General features: G+C 76.6%; 15 protein-coding genes. 5 read left to right on the forward strand and 10 right to left on the reverse strand.

What is annotated here, in order from left to right; all coding sequences use genetic code 11:
* The first annotated feature begins 15 nt into the window (after window positions 1–15).
* The gene (locus tag AC0OLQ_RS27000) at window positions 16–2,484 is read left to right on the forward strand and encodes a transglutaminase TgpA family protein (RefSeq protein WP_484528593.1); all 2,469 of its coding nucleotides are present in this window, start codon (window positions 16–18) and stop codon (window positions 2,482–2,484) included.
* Window positions 2,485–2,710: 226 nt separating this feature from the next.
* Here AC0OLQ_RS27000 and AC0OLQ_RS27005 read toward each other — a convergent pair whose 3' ends face one another.
* From AC0OLQ_RS27005 to AC0OLQ_RS27045, 9 genes are all read right to left on the reverse strand, one after another.
* Window positions 2,711–3,106, reverse strand: a complete 396-nt coding sequence (locus AC0OLQ_RS27005) for a DUF3040 domain-containing protein (protein WP_091268111.1) — start codon at window positions 3,104–3,106, stop codon at window positions 2,711–2,713.
* Window positions 3,107–3,222: 116 nt separating this feature from the next.
* A complete protein-coding gene (locus tag AC0OLQ_RS27010; RefSeq protein ID WP_357342773.1) occupies window positions 3,223–4,482 on the reverse strand; it encodes a DNA polymerase IV in 1,260 nt (419 codons plus the stop codon).
* Window positions 4,483–4,526: 44 nt separating this feature from the next.
* Complete coding sequence (locus AC0OLQ_RS27015; protein ID WP_484528594.1) at window positions 4,527–5,690, reverse strand: alkaline phosphatase family protein; 1,164 nt, start codon at window positions 5,688–5,690, stop codon at window positions 4,527–4,529.
* Window positions 5,687–6,436: a methyltransferase domain-containing protein gene (locus AC0OLQ_RS27020; protein WP_484528595.1), complete on the reverse strand. Its 750-nt coding sequence runs from the start codon at window positions 6,434–6,436 to the stop codon at window positions 5,687–5,689. Before AC0OLQ_RS27020 ends, AC0OLQ_RS27015 begins: the two co-directional genes overlap by 4 nt.
* Window positions 6,437–6,450: 14 nt before the next feature.
* Window positions 6,451–6,630 (reverse strand): hypothetical protein, encoded by a 180-nt coding sequence (locus AC0OLQ_RS27025; protein ID WP_091268414.1) that lies wholly within the window; start codon window positions 6,628–6,630, stop codon window positions 6,451–6,453.
* A gap of 97 nt (window positions 6,631–6,727) precedes the next feature.
* A complete protein-coding gene (locus tag AC0OLQ_RS27030) occupies window positions 6,728–10,105 on the reverse strand; it encodes an error-prone DNA polymerase (RefSeq protein ID WP_484528596.1) in 3,378 nt (1,125 codons plus the stop codon).
* Between the two features lie 432 nt (window positions 10,106–10,537).
* Complete coding sequence (locus tag AC0OLQ_RS27035) at window positions 10,538–12,310, reverse strand: DNA polymerase Y family protein (RefSeq protein WP_484528597.1); 1,773 nt, start codon at window positions 12,308–12,310, stop codon at window positions 10,538–10,540.
* Window positions 12,307–13,074: a hypothetical protein gene (locus AC0OLQ_RS27040; RefSeq protein WP_357346205.1), complete on the reverse strand. Its 768-nt coding sequence runs from the start codon at window positions 13,072–13,074 to the stop codon at window positions 12,307–12,309. Before AC0OLQ_RS27040 ends, AC0OLQ_RS27035 begins: the two co-directional genes overlap by 4 nt.
* A gap of 166 nt (window positions 13,075–13,240) precedes the next feature.
* Window positions 13,241–13,741: an SAV_6107 family HEPN domain-containing protein gene (locus AC0OLQ_RS27045; protein WP_484528598.1), complete on the reverse strand. Its 501-nt coding sequence runs from the start codon at window positions 13,739–13,741 to the stop codon at window positions 13,241–13,243.
* A 481-nt stretch (window positions 13,742–14,222) separates the two neighbouring features.
* On the opposite strand from AC0OLQ_RS27045, the gene AC0OLQ_RS27050 reads away from it, so the two are divergent.
* The 3 genes from AC0OLQ_RS27050 to AC0OLQ_RS27060 are packed head-to-tail and all read left to right on the forward strand — an operon-like array spanning window position 14,223 to window position 16,950.
* Entirely contained in the window at window positions 14,223–15,629 is a 1,407-nt protein-coding gene (locus AC0OLQ_RS27050) for a ferredoxin reductase family protein (protein ID WP_484528599.1), read from the forward strand.
* A 20-nt stretch (window positions 15,630–15,649) separates the two neighbouring features.
* Window positions 15,650–16,138, forward strand: a complete 489-nt coding sequence (locus AC0OLQ_RS27055; RefSeq protein ID WP_484528600.1) for an FMN-binding protein — start codon at window positions 15,650–15,652, stop codon at window positions 16,136–16,138.
* An 8-nt stretch (window positions 16,139–16,146) separates the two neighbouring features.
* On the forward strand, window positions 16,147–16,950 hold the full coding sequence (locus tag AC0OLQ_RS27060) for an FAD:protein FMN transferase (RefSeq protein ID WP_484528601.1): 804 nt from the start codon (window positions 16,147–16,149) through the stop codon (window positions 16,948–16,950).
* On the opposite strand, the gene AC0OLQ_RS27065 is transcribed toward AC0OLQ_RS27060, so the two are convergent.
* Window positions 16,932–18,122 carry an FAD-dependent monooxygenase gene (locus tag AC0OLQ_RS27065; protein ID WP_484528602.1) on the reverse strand — a complete coding sequence of 397 codons (1,191 nt, stop codon included), beginning with the start codon at window positions 18,120–18,122 and terminating at the stop codon, window positions 16,932–16,934. The two genes, AC0OLQ_RS27060 and AC0OLQ_RS27065, sit on opposite strands and share 19 nt — an antisense overlap.
* 80 nt (window positions 18,123–18,202) lie before the next feature.
* On the opposite strand from AC0OLQ_RS27065, the gene AC0OLQ_RS27070 reads away from it, so the two are divergent.
* Window positions 18,203–18,922: a TetR/AcrR family transcriptional regulator gene (locus AC0OLQ_RS27070; protein ID WP_484528603.1), complete on the forward strand. Its 720-nt coding sequence runs from the start codon at window positions 18,203–18,205 to the stop codon at window positions 18,920–18,922.
* The last annotated feature ends 11 nt before the right edge of the window (window positions 18,923–18,933 follow it).

Here is an 18,933-nt window from a genome sequence, read left to right on the forward strand (position 1 = left end):
CGGAAGGGTGGACCCGTGACCGCGCACCGCAACCTCGGCTTCGTCGCCGCGGCGGCGACCCTGCTGGCGGCGGCCCCGCTGTCGGCGATCTTCGAGCGCTGGACGTGGCTCATCCAGGCGGCCATCGTGGTGGCCGTGGTGGCCGGCGCGGCCGCGCTGAGCCGGTTGGTCCGGGCGCCGCTGTGGGGCCAGGTGCTGGCCATGCTGGCCGGTCTCACCCTGGCCCTGACCTGGGTCTTCCCCGGTGGCACCGAGTTCTTCGCGTTCGTGCCCACCCCGGCCACCTTCGCCCACTTCGGCGACCTGCTGAGCGCCTCCCTGCCGGACATGCGCTCCTACGGCGTGCAGGTGCCGGATGTGGACTCGCTGCTCTTCCTCGCCGTGCTCGGCATCGGCGCGGTGGCCGTGGTGGTGGACGTGCTCGCCGTCGGGCTGCGCCGGCCGGCGCTGGCCGGGCTGCCCATGCTGGCCATCTACTCGGTGCCGGTGGCGGTCTACGTGGACAGCGTCCCGGCCACCCCCTTTGTGGTGGGCGCCTGCGGCTTCCTCTGGTTGCTGGTCACCGACAACGTCGACCGGGTACGCCGCTTCGGCCGCCGGTTCACCGGCGAGGGGCGCGACGTCGACGTCTGGGAGGCGTCGCCGCTGGCCGCGGCGGGCCGCCGGCTGGCCGTGGTCGGGGTGGCCCTGGCGGTGGCCCTGCCGCTGGCCGTACCCGGGATGACCGGCGGGCTGATGAGCGCCGTCGGCGACGGCACCGGCACCGGCAACGGGCGGCCGGGCCAGGGCGGCAGCCCCGGCCGGATCGACCTGTTCGCCGCGCTCAGCGGCCAGCTCAACCAGACCGAGGTGTCCGAGCTGGTCAAGGTCACCACCAACGAGCCGAGCCCGTTCTACCTGCGCTTCGGGGTGGCCGACGAGCTGCGGCCGGACGGCTTCCGGGTGCGGGTGCCCACCGGGCGGCCGGTCAACCGGGACCTGCCCGACCCGGCGGAGCGCGGCGGCCGGGGCGTGGAGCAGCAGCGCTACCGGGCCAGCGTCGAGGTGACCAAGAACCTCAACATGCCGTTGCTGCCGGTCTACGCCGAGCCGGTGAAGACCGAGGACCTCGGCGGCAGCTGGCTCTACGACCAGAACCTCCAGATCGTCTTCTCCAACCGGGAGAACTCCCGGGGCAAGCGCTACTCGTTCGACTACGTCCGCTCGACGTTCAGCCCGACCGCCCTGCGCTCGGCGCCGTCCCTGCCGGCCGACGACCCGGTGCTGCGGCAGCAGACCAACACGCCGGCCGTCCGGGGGGTCGACCGGCTGGTCGAGCAGCTCGTCAAGGGCAGGACGAACGACTACGACAAGGTCCGGGCGATCTACGACTACTTCTCGGTGGAGAACGGGTTCACCTACTCGCTGTCGACCCGGAACGGCACCAGCGGGGAGGACATCACCGACTTCCTCAACACCAAGGTGGGCTTCTGCCAGCAGTACGCCGCGGCGATGGCCTGGCTGGTCCGGTCGGCCGGCATCCCGGCCCGGGTGGCGTTCGGCTTCAGCAACGGCAGCAACTCCGGCGGCGGCACGTACGTGCTGACCAACAAGAACCTGCACGCCTGGACCGAGGTCTACTTCGCCGGGTTCGGCTGGGTGCCGTTCGACGCCACTCCGGCGGCGAGCATTCAGGGGTCGGTCCGCTCGGCCTGGGCCCCGGACACCGACGCCCCCGAGGACGTCACCCCCGTGCCGGGGAGCACCGCCGCTCCCGACGGGGTCGACCCGTCGGCCGGCCCGGACGACCCGGACCGCCTCGACAAGGACGCCGACCAGGGCCTCGCCGTCGGCGACGGCGGCCCGACCCGGCAGAGCCCGGTCTGGCCGTGGTGGGTGGCCGGGGCGCTCGCCCTGCTGGTGCTGCTCGCGGTGCCAGCCCTGCGCCGCTCCGCGCTCCGCCGGCGCCGGCGCGCCCGGGCCGCCGTGCCCGCGGCCACCACCCTGGCCGCCGTGCCGGGGCAGCGGGGCGAGGCGCGCGAGATCGTGGTGGGTGTGGACGCCGACCGGGCCCGCGCGGACGCGCACGCGGCCTGGGACGAGTTGCTCGACACCCTGGTCGACTTCCACGTCCGGGTGGACCAGACGGAGACCCCACGAACCACCGCCGAGCGGCTGGCCCGGGAGGCGCTGGTCGAGGACGCCGGGGCGGTGACCGGGGTCCGGCTGCTGGGCCGGGCGGAGGAGCGGGCCCGCTACGCCCGCGACCCGCTGACCGGCGAGGAGCTGTACCGGGCCCTGCGGTCGGTGCGCGGCGCCCTCGCGGCCCGGGCCGACCGGCGCACCCGGTTGCTGGCGGCCCTGCTGCCGCCGTCGGTGCTGCTGCGCTGGCGGAACGCCCTGACCGAACGCTCGACCCGACTGGTCACCACGACCGGGCAGGTGCGGCAGCGACTGCTGCGCTGGAACCCGCGTCGTCTCCTGGCGGGCCGACCGGCCCGCTGACCCGGTTCCGCCCGCCGGCGCTCCCCCGCCGGCGGGCCGGACCGGGTCGCCCCGGGCAGGGCAGGCGCGCCGAGGGACGGGCGGCGCGGGCGCACGGACTAGCCAGAGCGCGGAAGATCAATCAGGGCGTGCCGAGGATCAGGGCGCGCGGAGCCGACCACGCTCGCCGGGCAGTGCCGGCGATCCGCCGTCGCGAAGGACCCGCCCGATCAGGGGCGGGACGTGCTCAGCGATGCCCCTCCGGGCGCTGCCGCCAGCGGTCCTCCATCCGGTCGAGGAAGGAGCCCCGGCGGCCGCTGCGGCCACGGGGACGACGACGGCTCGTCGTGCCGCCGACCACGTGCAGGTCGGGCGACTGGGATCGGCGGTGCGACTGCACCGCGTAGCCCAACGAGGCCAGCATGACGACAAAGCCCGCCACGGCCAGCGGGGGCGTCTTGATCACGGCACCGTAGATCAACAGGGCCAGACCAGCGATGACCACGCCGGCAGCGACGAGCACGCGACGCCGCGCGTGGAAACGCGGGTCGCTGGCGCGCACGGCCGAGGCGAATTTGGGGTCCTCGGCAAGCGACCGCTCGATCTGCTCGAACAGCCGCTGCTCGTGCTCCGAGAGCGGCACGGCACTCCTCCCCGGTCACGTTGGTCGGCCCCGGACGGGCCGACAGACCGTGGCAGCCGACCGGCTGCTTACCCGCAAGTCTACGAGGGGTCTCGCGCGTCGGAAAGCGGGACGACCTACGGCCGGGCCGGTTTTTCGACTCGCCGGGGATCACGCTTCCCGAGAAGACTGGCCGGACCTATGACGGACCGCCCGAATCGGGCGGCCGCCGCATCGGCCGCCGCCTCCGCCTCCCGCCAGCCGCGCTCGGGCGCGCCCAGCGTGAGCTGCTGCGGCGTCTCCTCCGCCGCGGCGAGCCCCTCCATCCGGACGCCGACCAGCCGGACCGGCTCGCCGGGGGCGAGGGCGGTCCAGAGCGCCCACGCCGTGTCGAACATCTCCCGGGCGGTGTCGGTGGGCACGCCGAGGGTGCGGGAGCGGCTGACCGTGCGGAAGTCGGCCAACCGGACCTTGAGCGACACGGTCCGCCCGACCTGACCCGCCGCGCGCAGCCGGGCGCCGGCCTTCTCGGCGAGGGCGAGCAGCGCGCGGCGGATCTCCACCGGGTCGGTGACGTCGGTGTCGAAGGTGACCTCAGCGCCGATCGACTTCTCCACGTGCTCCGGCGAGACCCCGCGCGGGTCCCGCCCCCAGGCCAGCTCGTGCAGGTGGCCGGCGGACGCCTCCCCCACCGCCCGGCGCAGCAGGCCCGGTGACGCCTCGGCCAGGTCGCCCACGGTGTTCAGGCCGAGCCGGCGCAACGCCTCGGCGGAGCGCTCCCCCACCCCCCACAGCGCTGCCACCGGCAGCGGGTGCAGGAACTCCAGCACCCGGGCGGCGGGCACCACGAGCAGCCCGTCCGGCTTGGCCCGGGTGGAACCGAGCTTGGCCACGAACTTGCTCGGCGCCACCCCGACCGAGCAGGTCAGCTCCTGCTCCTCGGCGACCCGGCGGCGGATCAGCCGGGCGATCTCGGTGGGGGCGCCGAAGAGCCGCCGGGCGCCGGCCACGTCGAGGAACGCCTCGTCCAGGGAGAGCGGCTCGACCAGCGGGGTGACGTCGCGGAAGATCCGCATCACCGCCCGCGAGGCGGCCGAGTAGGCGGTGAAGTCCGGCGGCAGGTAGACGGCCTGCGGGCAGAGCGCCCGGGCCCGGGCGGTGGGCATGGCGCTGCGGACGCCGTAGCGGCGGGCCTCGTAGCTGGCCGAGCTGACCACCCCGCGCGGACCGATCCCGCCCACCACCACCGGGCGGCCGCGCAGCTCGGGGCGGCGGCGCACCTCCACCGACGCGAAGAACGCGTCCATGTCGACGTGCAGGATCGGGCAGCCGGTGTCGTCGGCGTCCGGCCCGAAGCGCGGATCACCGCCCCGGGGCAACGACTGGCTGCGGCCCATCCCCGCAGGCTAGCCGCCCGGTCCGACAGTTCCGCCCCGGCGGGTCAGCCGCGGACCACCAGCAGCGGGATGGTCATCTCGGCGGCGGTGTCCGCGCCGTGGTACGCGACCAGCCGCGACTCCATCGGCTTCTCGGAGCGGGTGGCGACCACGGCGTACGTGTCGCGGCAGACCACCACCACGTCCCCGATCCGGCCCAGGTGTGCCTCCGGCACCGGCCCGAACCAGCCGGTGGCCACCGCCTCCGCCCGGGTCAGCACCCGGGCGGCGTCGTCCAGCACCGCCGACCAGGCGGCCACCACGTCGGCGGTGGCGCCCGGCTCGACGTGCAGGTAGCGGACCCGGGGCTCGCCGGCCACCACCCGGACGCCGGCCCGCAGCCGGGGGTCGGTGTCCAGGTCGATCCGGTGCCCGTCGGGCACGTTGAGCTGCCCGTGGTCGGCGGTGACCAGCAGCGCGGCGTCCGGCGGCAGCCCGTCGACCAGCCGGGCGAGCAACCGGTCCACCTCGGCGGCGGCCAGCCGCCAGGGCGCGGAGTCCACGCCGCTGAGGTGCCCGTGCCGGTCCAGGTCGGGGTGGTAGCCGGAGACCAGTGCCGGCCCGGGACCGGCCGCCAGGGCGGCGAGCATCCGCTCGGCGAGCGGGTCGACGCCGGCCGCGCCCCGGTAGTCGCCGCCCCGGTTCGCGGCCAGGGTGAGGCCGCTGCCGCCGTACTCCGGGCGGCTGACCACGGTGACCGCCACCCCGGCGGCGCGGGCCCGCTCGTACCAGGTGGCGACGGGCTGCCAGCGCAGCGGATCCGGGTCGGCGGCCCACTCGATGTGGCTGAGCACCCGGTCGGTGCCCGGCACCCGGACCTTGAAGCCGAGCACCCCGTGTGCGCCGGACGGGGTGCCGGTGCCGAGGCTGACCAGGCTGGTCGGGGTGGTGGAGGGGAAGCCGGCGGTGAGCGGGACGCCGACCGTGGCGGCCAGCCCGGCCAGCGTCGGCGCGTACGGGGCGGCGGTGGGGATCTGGTACCAGCCGAGCCCGTCGACCAGCAGCACGGCGATCCGGCGCACCCCGGCCAGCCGGGGCGCCAGGCCGAGCAGGTCGGCGGCGCCGGGCACGCCGAGCAGCGCGAGCGCGCTGGGCAGCACGTCGACCAGGCTGCCGCCGCCGTAGCGGGGCGCCACCCGGTCGAGCGGACCCACCGCCGGGCCTGTCATGCCGGGCGGCGGGCGAACAGGTGCAGCTGGGCGGCGAGGTCGCGGTACGGCGGCCGGGCGGCGAGGGTCCGCTCCAGCTCGACCAGGGCGGCCGCCTGGCCGTCCGCCACCGCGGCCGGGAGCAGGTCGGCGAACACGCGTACGCCGTGGATCTCCTCGACGGTGAGACCGGCGGCGGCGAGCAGGGCGGTGGCGCCGTCGGCGTCGTAGCGGCGGCGCAGGGTGTCCCGGGCACCGGCGGTGCCGGCCGGGTCGGCGGCGAGCGCGGCGGCCACGTCGAGGTGGCCGTTCATCGCCCGGGCCAGCACGGCGGCGGCCCGGCCGGCGACCAGCACGCTGGCCGCGCCGCCGGGGCGCAGGGCGGCGGCCAGCGCGGCGACCACCGGGGCGGGGTCGTCCACCACCTCCAGCACCGAGTGGCAGAGCACCAGGTCGACGGTTGCCGGCTCGACCAGCCCGGCGAGCGCGTCGCCGTCGCCCTGCACCGCGCGTACCCGCTCAGCGACCCCGGCCTCGGCGGCCCGGCGGGTCAGCGCGGCGAGCGCGTCGGGGCTGGCGTCGACCACGGTGACCCGGTGGCCGGCCTCGGCGAGCGGGACGGCGAAGCCGCCGGTCCCGCCGCCGACGTCGAGCACCGTGAGCCGCTCGCCGGCCCGCCGGTCCAGCTCGGCCCGGAGCACCGCCCAGATCACGGCGGTCCGGGGGGTCAGGGTTCGGGTGCGCTCCACGCCGCCGAGCCTAGTCACCCCCGGGCCCGGGGTCAGGACTCGCCACCGCCGGCGGGGTCCTCCTCGGCGCGGGACCGCTGGGCGTTGGCCACCGGGCCGTCGGTCACCTGGTATTCCCGCGGCTCCACCTCGTGGGTGGGCGCCCAGCCGGCGCCCAGCCGGGTCCGTCGGGCGTTCGCCACGCCACCGGGGTACGTGCTGTGAAAGGTCATCGGTTCATCCCCCATAACGCAGGTGGGCCACTCTGCCCACCCGTGCCGGGAGTCTCCCGCCTCCGGGGCCGGGAAACCGTAATGTGGATCACTCCACTCAACGGAAATCCCGGGACGCCGGCGTGACGGGCGGCTCGATCGCATCCAGCCGGTCCGCGGTGAGGCTGACGACACCCTCGTGCCGCTGCAACCGGCCCCGCACCACCAGCGCGCTGCTGGTGCGGGCGACTCGACGGTAGCGCTGCCAGAGCCCGGGGGAGCAAGTGACATTGAGCATGCCGGTCTCGTCCTCCAGGTTGAGGAAGGTGACCCCGCCGGCGGTCGCCGGCCGCTGCCGGTGGGTGACGATCCCGCCGACCCGGATCCGCTGCCCGGGCTCCACCCGGCCCAGCCGGGCGATCGGCACCGCGCCCAGCGCGTCCAGCCGGTCCCGGATGAACCGGGCCGGGTGGCTCTCCGGGGACAGGCCGGTGGCCCAGACGTCGGCGACCAGGCGGTCCACCGCCTCCATCCCGGGCAGGGTGGGCGGGGCCGTGCCGGTCACCGTGCCGGGCAGCCGGCCCGGCCGGTCCTGGGCCGCCGCGCCGGCGGCCCAGAGGGCCTGCCGCCGGGTCAGCCCGAAGCAGGCGAAGGCGTCCGCGGTGGCCAGCGCCTCCAGCTGCGCCGCGGTCAGGCCGACCCGGCGGGCCAGGTCCGGCATGTCGCGGTACGGCCCGTTGGCCGTCCGCTCCGCCTCGATCCGCTCGGCCACCTCGTCGCCGAGGGTACGCACGCCGGACAGCCCCAGCCGGACCGCCGGGCCGCCCAGCCCCCAGGCGTGCGGCGGCTCGCTCGGCTGGCTCCCCCACCGGGTCTCCGGCGTGGACTCCAGCACCGCCTTGGCGCCGCTGGCGTTGATGTCCGGCCGGCGGACCTCGACGCCGTGCCGGCGGGCGTCGTCGACCAGGGTCTGCGGCGAGTAGAAGCCCATCGGCTGGGCGTTGAGCAGCGCGGCCAGGAAGGGTCCCGGGTGGTAGCGCTTCAGCCAGGAGCTGGCGTACACCAGGTAGGCGAAGCTCATGGCGTGGCTCTCCGGGAAGCCGTAGCTGGCGAACGCGGTGAGCTTGCGGTAGACGTCGTCGGCCAGCTCGCCCGTGATGCCCCGCTCGGCCATCCCGGCGTAGAGCCGGTCGGCGATCTGCGCCATCCGCTCCACCGAGCGCTTCGCCCCCATGGCCCGGCGCAGCTGGTCGGCCCCGGCCGCGTCGAAGCCGGCCAGGTCGATGGCGAGCTGCATGAGCTGCTCCTGGAACAGCGGCACGCCGAGAGTCTTCTCCAGCGCGTTGCGCATCAGCGGGTGCGCGAAGGTCACCGGCTCCTGGCCGTTCTTGCGCCGGATGTACGGGTGCACCGAGCCGCCCTGGATCGGGCCGGGGCGGATCAGCGCCACCTCCACCACCAGGTCGTAGAACTCGCGGGGCTTGAGCCGGGGCAGGGTGGCCATCTGGGCGCGGCTCTCCACCTGGAACACCCCGACCGAGTCGGCCCGGCAGAGCATGTCGTAGACCTCGGGGTCGTCCAGGGTCATGTCGCCCAGGTCCAGGCTCATCCCGATCAGGTCGTAGCCGTAGTGCAGCGCGGAGAGCATGCCGAGGCCCAGCAGGTCGAACTTGACCAGGCCGACGGCGGCGCAGTCGTCCTTGTCCCACTGGAGCACGCTGCGGCCGGGCATCCGCCCCCACTCCACCGGGCAGACCTCGATCACCGGCCGGTCGCAGATCACCATGCCGCCGGAGTGGATGCCCAGGTGCCGGGGGAACGTCTGCAGCTCGTTGGCGTACGCCACCACCTGCTCGGGGATGTCCTCGACGTCGACCGCCGCGACCGAGCCCCAGCGGTCGATCTGCTTGCTCCAGGCGTCCTGCTGCCCGGGCGAGAAACCGAACGCCTTGGCCACGTCCCGCACCGCCGACCGCGGCCGGTAGGAGATGACGTTGGCGACTTGGGCGGTGCGCTCCCGGCCGTACCGGGCGTAGACGTGCTGGATCACCTCCTCCCGGCGGTCGGACTCGATGTCCACGTCGATGTCGGGCGGGCCGTCCCGTTCCGGGGCGAGGAACCGCTCGAAGAGCAGCCGGTGGCGCACCGCGTCCACGTTGGTGATCCGCAGCGCGTAGCACACCGCCGAGTTGGCCGCCGAGCCCCGGCCCTGGCAGTAGATGTCCTGCTCGCGGCAGAACGCGACGATGTCGTAGACCACCAGGAAGTAGCCCGGGAAGCCCAAGTCCTCGATCATCCGCAGCTCGTGCTCCAGCTGCGCGTACGCCTCCGGGTGCGCCTCGGGCGGGCCGTAGCGCTCCCGGGCGCCGGCCATGGTGAGGTGGCGCAGCCAGCTCATCTCGCTGTGCCCCGGCGGCACCGGGTACGCCGGCAGCTGCGGCGCGACCAGTTGCAGGTCGAAGGCGAGTTCCGCGCCGAACTCGGCGGCCCGGGCCACCGCCCCCGGGTACGCGGCGAACCGCGCCGCCATCTCCGCGCCGCTGCGCAGGTGGGCGGTGGCGGCGGCGGGCAGCCAGCCGTCGATCTCGTCCAGGCTGCGCCGGGCCCGCACCGCCGCCACGGTGGTGGCCAGCCGGCGCCGCCCCGGGGTGGCGTAGTGCACGTTGTTGGTGGCCACCGTGAGCAGCCCCGCCGCGGCGGCCAGCTCGGCCAGCGCGTCGTTGCGGTCGGCGTCGAGCGGGTGGCCGTGGTCGGTCAGCTCCACCGCCACCGTCTCGGCGCCGAAGAGCGCGGTGAGCCGGTCCAGCTCCCGGGCCGCCGCGTCGACGCCCTCGGTGAGCAGCGCGGCGGGCACGTGCCCCTTGCGGCAGCCGGTGAGCACCAGCACGTGGTCGCGCAGCTCCTCCGCGACCTCCGCCAGCTCGCCGTAGACCGGGCGGCCCTTCTCGCCGCCGCGCAGCTGGGCCCGGGCGATGGTGGTGGCGAGCCGGGCGTACCCCTCGTGGCCGTGGGCCAGCACCAGCAGGTGCGCGCCGTGCGGGTCCGGCTCGCCGTTCTGCGGGCCGGGCAGCCCGAGGGAGAGCTCGGCGCCGAAGACCGTCGGCAGGTGCAGGGCGCGGGCCGCCTCGGCGAAGCGCACCACGCCGTAGAAGCCGTCGTGGTCGGTGACGGCGAGCGCGGTGAGCCCCAGCCGGGCGGCCTCCTCGGCCAGCTCCTCCGGATGGCTGGCCCCGTCGAGGAAGCTGAAGTTGGAGTGCGCGTGCAGCTCCGCGTAGGGCACCGCGTCGTCCGGGCGGTCCAGCTCCGGCGGCCGGTAGTCCTGGCGCTTGCGGCTCCAGGCCGGGGAGTCGCCGCCGTCGGCGTCGACTGCGAGCGGGTCCACCACGTGCAGGTGCCGCTCGCCCCGGGGCCGCCCCTTGCCGGACCGCCCGTCGGGCCGCCCGGAGAGCACCTGCTCCAGCTCCGACCAGGGCATCTTCGGGTTGTGGAAGCTCACCGGTCGGCTCCCGAAGGGTTCCGCGTCGAGATCCTGGCCGGTTGCGGCCCCCGGCGGGGCCGGATTCCCCCAGGATCTGGTTCCACCCCCGCCGGGCGGCGGGTAACCGTTGGTTGACTACGAACTTGATGACGCGGATGAATCGCGGAAGCGGGAGCGGGAGCGGAGGCGGAGGCGGAAGCGGAGGCGGAAGCGGAAGCGGAAGCGGAAGCAGAAGCAGAAGCAGAAGCAGAAGCGGAAGCGGGAACGGATGGCGATCCGTTCACGTCATCAAGTTCGTAGCCTCCGACGGGTGGAAGCCGGGGCGGCACGTCGGCGTGCCGCATGGCCGGAGCACGGCCCGCGGCCGGGGCACGACCCCCGACCGGAGCACGGCCCGCGACCGGAGCACGGCCCGCGACCGAGGCACGGCCCGGGGCCAGGGCACGGCGCTCAGTCATAGATCGCCTCCACCAGCCACTGGCCGCCCTCGACCGCGAGCAGCAGGGCGGCCCCGTCGGCCAGGCAGACCTGGAACCGGGCCCGGCGGCGGGCCTCGGCCGGCGCCCACCAGCGCTCGTCCACCGGCCATGGGCCGGCCCAGCCGACGATCTCGGCCGGCTGGCCGGTGCCGACGGTCAGCCGCGCGGGCGCCGCGCTGACCGCCAGCCGGGCGCTGACCACGACCGGCTCGCCGGCGGCGTCGTGCACGGCGGCGAGCAGTGGGGTGGGCAGCACGACGGCCGGCGCGGGCGGCGGGATCCGCCCCGGCCACGGCGGCGCCGGCGCCGCCCCACCGCTCTTGGCCGGGCGGCCAGGCCGCGCCACCGCACCGGCTCGGTCCGGCCGCGCCACCGCACCGGCCGCGGCCCGCCCGGTCGGCACCGCCGGCCCGGTGGCGGAGCCGGGCGCGGCGACAGAGCCGGGCGCGGCGACAGAGCCGGGCGCGGCGGCAGAGGCGGGCACGGGCGCGGCGGTCGGCAGGGGTGGCGGGCCGGGGCGGGCGGGCAGGCGCTCGTCGCCCCACGGGACCAGGCGCACCTGATCGGCCGGGGAGCGGCCGCCGCCGAGCACGGCGGTGACCACCGCCTCGGGGCCGAGGATGCCCTGCACCCGGCTCAACGCGCGGTGCGCCCGTTCCCGCTCCTCGCCGGTCTCCCCCCACAGGCCGGGTTGCAGGCCGGCCTGGGCGAGTACCCCGTCCGGCACCAGCCGCAGCCGGATGATCCCGGCGGTGGGGCGGGCCGGGCGGGCGCCGCCCCGGCCGTTGCTGCCGGAGAGCCAGCCGTCGAGCTGCCAGCGGACCCGGTCGGCGATGGCCGCGGCGGTGAGCAGGCCGTCGTGCCGCCAGACCCGGTGCAGCTCCTGGCCGTGCGCGGTGACCGCCTCGATGCCGAGCCGGGTGCAGGCCAGCCCGTATCCGGCAAGCCGCTCGTGCAACTGCTCGGCCAGCGTGCGAGCGGCGAACGCCGCGGCGTCGACCCGGTCGATCGGCTCGTCGTGGTCGGCGGTGACGGTCAGGTCGGCGGGCGGCTGCCGGACCGCGAGCGGCCGGTGGTCCCGGCCGGCGGCGAGCCGATGGGCCAGCGCCCCGTCGAAGCCGAACCGGGCCAGCACGTCCCCGGCGGGCAGCGCGGCGAAGTCGCCGAGGGTGCGTACTCCCAGCCGGCGCAGCAGGTCGGTCAGGGTGGGCAGGCCGAGCGCCTCGACGGGCAGGCCGGCCAGGAACTCCGGGGCCCCGCCGGGGGGCACGATCCGCCCGTCCCGGGCGGCCAGCCCGGCGGCGAAGACCCCGTCGGCGATGCCGACCTGGCTCTCCACCGCGCAGGTCTGGGCGACGTGCTCGACGATCCGCTCGGCCGCCGCCTCCTCGCCGCCCAGGTAGCGGCTGGGGCCCCGGGCGGCCAGCGCGCAGGCCCCGGGGCGGATCACCTCGACCCCCGCGACCACCTCCTCGACGGCGGCCACCACCGGCTCGAACGCCCGGGCGTCCCGGGCGGGGTCGTGGTCGACGACGATGAGCTGCGGGCAGCGCCCCTGCGCCTCCCGCCGGCGCAGCCCCCGGCGGACGCCCTCGGCGCGGGCCCGCTCGGAGCAGGCGACCACCCGGTTGGCGTGCAGCACCGCGACCGCGTCGGTGGCCGGCACCCCGTCGACGATCTCGGCGGCGAGGACCGGCCAGTCCGGGCACCAGAGCAGCAGGGTCCGTGCCGGCGTACCGCTCATGCCGACCCGACCACGGTGAGCGGCCGGACGGCGGCGGCCGGGGCCACCACACGGAGCCGGCGGGGCGCGGCGGCGCGGACGGCGCCGGCGCCGGTCGACCGGGGGATCACCCGGGTCAGCTCGTCGCCGGGCAGCCAGACCTTGATCTCCTTGGGGCGGGCGGCCGCGCCCCGGCCGCGGGCCGAGACGGTCACCTCCCGGCGGCGCAGCCGGCCCCGGCCCGGCCCGAGCCCCTCCCAGACCCCGCGGACCACCTGGAGCGTCACGTCCGCGCCGTCCCACCGGCCGTACGGGACGAGCACGCTGCCGCGCTGCCGGGCCCGGGCGGCCAGCCGGTTGGCGACCGAGGCGGAGACCGTGGTCGGCACGGCGGTGACCACCACGTCGACCCCGTCGATGAGCGCGGCCACGACGGTGGGCCACTCCGGCCCGGGGTTCGGCACCAGGGCGAGCCGGTCCAGGGCGATGCCGGCCTCGGCCGCCGCGCCGGCCCCGAAGGTGGGTACGCCGACCACGGCGCACCACGAGCCGGCCCGGGACGCCTCGGCGAGCAGGGCGAGGATCAGGGAGGTGGCGCCGCTGCGGCGGGGCTGGCCGACGCCGACCGCGATGGTGCTGCCGCGCCGCAGCCCGCGGTTGGGCAGCAGCCCGGTCAGCTCGGGCCGGACGGGGAGCACCCGGTGGCCACCCGCCGGGTCGGGCGCGCTCGCCGGGCGTACCAGCTCGGCCAGGGCGGCGGAACCGACCACCATGCGGCCCGCCATCGGACCTACCCCCCGTCATGTGTTGACCACGGGCACCGGCCCGTGGATGGTGCTTGGATCGTGCGTGCGGGACGCATGCGGCCCGGCGCGGCGCGGCGTACTCGCCGCCGCCGGGAGTGGCGCCCGGCCACCCGGGGTCCCGCCGGTGATGGCCGGGCGCCACGACTCAGGCGGCGGCTGCTCCGGGCCGCGGCGCGGCGTCGGACACGCCGAGCCGGAGTGGGTGCGGCCCGTCGAGCGCCGGTTGGTGCGCCAGGCCGAGCGCGGTCTCCACCACGGTCACGAACTCCTCGGCGGCGCGGAGCAGGTCGTCGGCCTCCCGGGCGGTGACCACCCGGGGGATGCCGGCCTCGGCGGCGGCCCGCTTGCCGGCTCCGGCGGCGAAGTAGTTGGCCCACTCGTCCAGCTCGGGGGCGACGGCGGCGAGCAGCACCCAGACGCTGGTGATCCGGTTGCGCCGGGTGGGTGCGGGGCGGGCACGGGCGGCCAGCAGGGCGGCGGCGGCGCGCAGCGCGGCGAGGTGGGCGGCGGCGTACCGGAGGCCGTCGGGCCGGGTCCGGGCGGCCTCGGCCAGCCCGTGGCGGGCCACCACGAGCAGCTGGGCGGGGGTGCGGTGCGGCAGCACGTGCGCGGGCACCGTGGGCGCCTGGGCCGGACTGGTCGACATGGTCTCTCCTCCGCGTGGGCCGGGGCGGGGCGGCCCACGCGACGGGAAACCGTCGCCCGGGACGCCCGGAACGGGCGGTGCGGAGGAAGACGCACCAGGGTGGTGGCCGGCCGGGTGTGGATGCTTCCCCACACCACACCCGGCCGGCGTACCGGCGGGTCCGTCGCCCGCCGCCCGGGGGTCGTGGGCGGCGGGCGACGATCCTGCCTGATGGGTCCGGACTCGCGACTGTCCGGAGCCCGGTGCGGTCCGCGGAACCGCACCTCCCGGGAGCCGGCGCCGCGAAACACCGCTCCCGGACGTTGGAACGGGCGTACGACTGAATCGAACACTCGTTCTAACTGCTCTGACAGTACACCTCCCCTCCGACGAAAATGCAACGTGTGACGCACCGGCGTGCCGAGCGCCGGCCGGTGAACTCTCAGGGCGCGCACAGCATCGGCAAAGGAGCCGCCGAGGTCGGGGCCCCAGGGTTGACGACATGGACGTCAGCCGTACCGCCGTCGCCGACCGGCGTACCCCGCGCCGGACCCTGCCGGCGGTCCCGGCCTGGTGGGCCGACGTGGCCGGCGTCGCCGCGGTGCTCAGCCTGCTGGTGGTCACCGCGCTCTGGACCGCCGACCGTGGCGTGCAGGAGCTGCTGGGCGGCGCGGCCACCGGCCTCACCTCACTCGGCCGGCTCGCCGGCCTGGTCAGCGCCGACCTGATGCTCGTGCAGGTGGTGCTGATGGCCCGGGTGCCGCTGGTCGAGCGGCGCTTCGGCCAGGACCGGATCGCCCGCTGGCACCGGCTCACCGGCTTCACCTCGTTCCACCTGCTCCTGGCGCACGTGCTGCTGACCGTCCTCGGCTACGCCGGCACCGCCCGCCGGGGGGTGCTCGCCGAGACCTGGGACCTGGTGGTCACGTACCCGGGGATGCTCCTGGCCACCGCGGCGCTGGCCCTGCTGGCGCTGGTGGTGGTGACCTCGGTCCGCGCGGCCCGGCGCCGGCTGCGCTACGAGTCCTGGCACCTGCTGCACCTGTACGCGTACCTGGGCGTCGCGCTGGCGCTGCCGCACCAGCTCTGGACCGGCGCCGACTTCCTCGCCTCGCCGCCGGCCCGCGCCTACTGGTGGACCGTCTACCTGCTGGCGCTGGCCAGCGTGCTGGTCTGGCGGCTGGGGCTGCCCGCCTGGCGCTCGCTGCGGCACCGGATCGAGGTGTCCGCGGTGGTCCCCGAGGCGCCCGGGATCACCTCGGTCTGGCTGCGCGGGCGCGACCTGCACCGGCTGCCCGTCCGGGCCGGGCAGTTCCTGCTCTGGCGATTCCTGGACGGCCCCGGCTGGTCCCGGGCCCACCCGTACTCGCTGTCCGCGCCGCCGAACGGCGACCTGATGCGGATCACGGTCAAGGACCTGGGCGACGGCAGCGCCCGCGTGGCCGCCCTGCGCCCCGGCACGAGGGTGCTCGTCGAGGGGCCGTACGGGCGGCTCACCGGGGAGCGCTGGCGCGGCGGCGGGATCACCATGCTGGCCTGCGGGGTCGGCATCACCCCGCTGCTGGCGCTGCTCTGGGAGCTGCCGTACGCGCCCGGCCAGGCGGTGCTGCTCTACCGCGCGCGTACCCCTGCCGACCTGGCCTTCCGGGCGGAGCTGGACCGGCTCGCCGCGGAGCGCGGCCTGGTCGTGCACCACCTGGTCGGTCCCCGGGCGGCGCGCCCGTCCTGGCTGCCGGCCTACGCCGAGGGGCTCTCCGACGCGGAGGCGCTGCGCCGGCTCTCCCCCGGCGTCGCCGGCCACGACGTCTTCCTCTGCGGACCGGACGGCTGGGTCGACGCCGCCCGCGCCGCGACGCGCGCGGCGGGGGTCCCCGACGCGCACACCCACCACGAACGGTTCGCCTGGTGACGGGCGCGAAGGGAGGATCCGTGCGACGGATCACCGGCTGGTTGCTCTCCACCGTGGCGGCACTGGTGCTGCTGTTCAGCTACCGGACCAGCACCATGGGCGCGGGCGGGGAGAGCAGCGCGGTCACCTCGGGCGCCGACGGCTCGGCCGGCAGCACCTGGCGCGGCACGGACGGCGGCGGCACCGGCTCCGCCGGGACGGACCCGTCGTCGACCGGCTCGTCCGGCGGCGACGGCACGGCCACCGGGTCGGTGGCGCAGACCCGGTGGGGGCCGGTGCAGGTGCGGATCACCGTCTCCGGCGGGAAGATCACCGACGTCGCCGTGCTCCAGGTGCCGGACGGCAACCACCGGGACCAGGAGATCAACGACTACGCGGTGCCGGTCCTGCGGCAGGAGGCCCTCGCGGCGCAGAGCGCGCGGATCGACACCGTCTCCGGGGCCACCGTCACCAGCGACGGCTACCGCGAGTCCCTCCAGTCCGCGATCGACGCGGCGCACCTGGGGTGAGCGGGACCGTGCCCACCGGACCGGACCGGCGCGCCTGGGTGGTGCAGGTGATGGGGCTGCCGGTCAGCGTGCACCTGCGCGGCCCCGGGGTGCGCACCGACGCGGTGGCCGAGCGGGTGGCGCGGGTCTTCGCCGAGCTGCGCGCGGTGGACGCGACGTTCAGCACGTACCGGCCGGACAGCGTGCTGGGCCGGCTCGGCGGGGCGATGCCCGACCCGGCCGCCGCGGAACCGCTGGTGCGCGAGGTGGTCGAGCGCTGCGAGGCGGCCCGCCTCCGCACCGGCGGGTGGTTCGACGCCCGGCGGCTGCCGCTGCCCGGCGGAGGCGCCGGCTTCGACCCGTCCGGACTGGTCAAGGGGTGGGCGGTGGAGCGGGCCGCGCGCTGGCTGGCGCTGCCCGACCACGACCTGTGCCTCAACGCCGGCGGGGACGTGCTGCTGCGTACCGCGCCGGACCGGCCGGCCTGGCGGGTCGGGATCGAGGACCCGGACCGCCCCGAGCGGCTGCTCGACGTCGTCGCCCGCCGGCACGGCGCGGTCGCCACGTCGGGCACCGCGCGACGCGGCGCGCACATCACCGACCCGCGCGCCGGGCGGCCGGCCGAGGCCGTCCGGTCGGTCACCGTGGTCGGGCCCGAACTGCTCTGGGCCGACGTGTACGCCACCGCGGCGGTCGCCCGCGGCGCGGACGCGCTCGACTGGCTGGCCACCCTGGACGGGTACGCGGCCCTGCTGGTGGACGCCGCCGGCGGGATCCGGGCCACCCCGAACTGGCCCGGATCCCGGCCGGCGGCTCAAACCCGCGCCGCGTAGTCGGGCAGGTCGGCCTCGGTGGCCAGCGAGCCGGTGCCGCGCACCAGCAGTGCCTGGACCGGGCGGGTGGCCAGCAGCCGGTCGCGCAGCCAAAGCCCCCAGCCACTGGCCGGGGCGAGGAAGTGGCCAGGGCTGGCGCCGCGCTGCCAGCGGCCGGCGTAGGCCCGCATCCGCCGCTCGTACGCGGGCAGCGCCACCCGGTGGTCGCCGCCGGCCAGGGCCAGTTCGCCGGCGAGCACGTACGCCCCGACCAGGCCGGTGCCCACCCCCATCCCGCCGAGGGTCACCCCCCAGGCCGCGTCGCCGACCAGCACCGCCCGGCCGACGTGCCACCGGGGCACGCTGACCCGGGCGATCGCGTCGAAGTAGAGCTCGGGCGCGTCCCGCAGCCCGGCGAGCAGCCGGGGCACGTGCCAGCCCAGCCCGGCGAAGGCGTCGGCGACCAGCGCCTTCTGCCGGTCGAGGTCGAGCCGCTCGTGGTCCTGTCGGGGCGAGGCGAACACGACGAAGGCGCCCGCCCGCTCCGGCTCCCGCTGGTCGGCGGCCACGCTGGCCATCCGGCCGGGCACGTTGTACTGCCGCGGGACCGGGCCCGCCCCCATGTCGTTGGGCAGGTCCCAGCCGGCCAGGTGGTAACCGAGATGGGTCACGTACGCCGACTCGGGCCCGAACGCCAGCCGGCGTACGCCGGAGTGCAGCCCGTCCGCCCCGACCACCAGGTCGACGGTGCGGGAGGCGCCCCGGGCGAGGTCGACCCGCGTCCCGTCGGCGGTCTCGGTGAGCGCGGTGATCCGGTCGCCGAACACGTACCCGACCCGGTCGGCGCCGTGCTCGTGGAGGATCCGGGACAGGTCCCGGCGGCGGACCTCCAGCTCGCCGCCGGCGAACTCGGCCGGCAGCCGGAAGATCTCCCGGTCGTGCTCGTCCACCCGGCTCATCGCGCCGGCGTGGGTCTGCACCGCGCGCAGTTCGTCGAGGACGCCCATGGCGGCGAGCACGCCGAGGTGGGTCGGGCCGCGGAAGTCGACCGCGAAGCCGCTGGTGCGCAGCGCCGGGGCGGCCTCGACGACGGTGACCTCGGCCCCGTGCCGGGCCAGCCACCAGGCCACCGCCGGGCCGGCCACCCCGGCGCCGGAGACGAGCACGCGAAAGCCGTGCAGTGGAGTCGGCATGTCTTTCCCCGTTCTAAACTGTGTCCCTCGGATACAGAGTACTCTAGACACAGTTTCGGGACGGGACAAGAGGGGTGATCGTGGAGACCGGTGGCGTCGACAAACGTCGGCTGTTCGAGCTGCTGTGGGGCACCCCGAGCGGGCCCCGGCGCGGGCCCCGCCCCACCCTCACGCTGGCCGCGATCGCCCGCGCCGGCATCACCATCGCCGACGCCGACGGGCTCGACGGGCTGACCATGCAGCGGGTCGCCGAGTCGCTGGACGTCACGAAAATGGCGCTCTACCGCTACGTGCCCGGCCGGGCCGAACTGGTGGCGCTGATGCTGGAGGCCGCGATCGGCGAGCCGCCCGCGCCGCCGCCTGGCGCCGACTGGCGTGGCCAGCTCGACGACTGGACCCGGCAGCTGTTCGACCGGTTCCGCCGGCACCCGTGGGCCCAGGCGGCGACCGTCGGCGCCCGGCTGCCCGGCCCGAACGAGCTGGCCTGGGTGGAACGGGTGGTCGCCGCCCTCACCGGCACCGGACTGACCGGCGCCGAGCAGCTCGACGTCGCGGTGCTCCTGGTCGGGCACGCCCGCAACCTGGCCCAGCACGCGGCGCCGGACGGCGCGCCCGCCGGAAGCCGGGAGACCGCCTTCGGCGTCCTGGTCCGCGGCCGGGAGGAGCGGTTCCCCGCGCTGGACGCCGCCCTGCGCGGCATCGACCCGGAGGCCACCGACGCGGCCCTCGACTTCGGCCTGGCCCGGATCCTGGACGGCATCGAGGCACTCGTCACCGCCCGCTCGACCCGTCGGTCATGACAGTCGTCGCG

The sequence above is a fragment of the Micromonospora sp. Utrum1 genome, from assembly GCF_057197805.1.

Coding starts and splice junctions, on each gene's coding strand:
- AC0OLQ_RS27035 (WP_484528597.1), bottom strand. CDS start 12,310: ATGAGCGGTACGCCGGCACGGACCCTGCTGCTCTGGTGCCCGGACTGG.
- AC0OLQ_RS27010 (WP_357342773.1), bottom strand. CDS start 4,482: ATGGGCCGCAGCCAGTCGTTGCCCCGGGGCGGTGATCCGCGCTTCGGG.
- AC0OLQ_RS27065 (WP_484528602.1), bottom strand. CDS start 18,122: ATGCCGACTCCACTGCACGGCTTTCGCGTGCTCGTCTCCGGCGCCGGG.
- AC0OLQ_RS27040 (WP_357346205.1), bottom strand. CDS start 13,074: ATGGCGGGCCGCATGGTGGTCGGTTCCGCCGCCCTGGCCGAGCTGGTA.
- AC0OLQ_RS27050 (WP_484528599.1), top strand. CDS start 14,223: ATGGACGTCAGCCGTACCGCCGTCGCCGACCGGCGTACCCCGCGCCGG.
- AC0OLQ_RS27045 (WP_484528598.1), bottom strand. CDS start 13,741: ATGTCGACCAGTCCGGCCCAGGCGCCCACGGTGCCCGCGCACGTGCTG.
- AC0OLQ_RS27015 (WP_484528594.1), bottom strand. CDS start 5,690: ATGACAGGCCCGGCGGTGGGTCCGCTCGACCGGGTGGCGCCCCGCTAC.
- AC0OLQ_RS27025 (WP_091268414.1), bottom strand. CDS start 6,630: ATGACCTTTCACAGCACGTACCCCGGTGGCGTGGCGAACGCCCGACGG.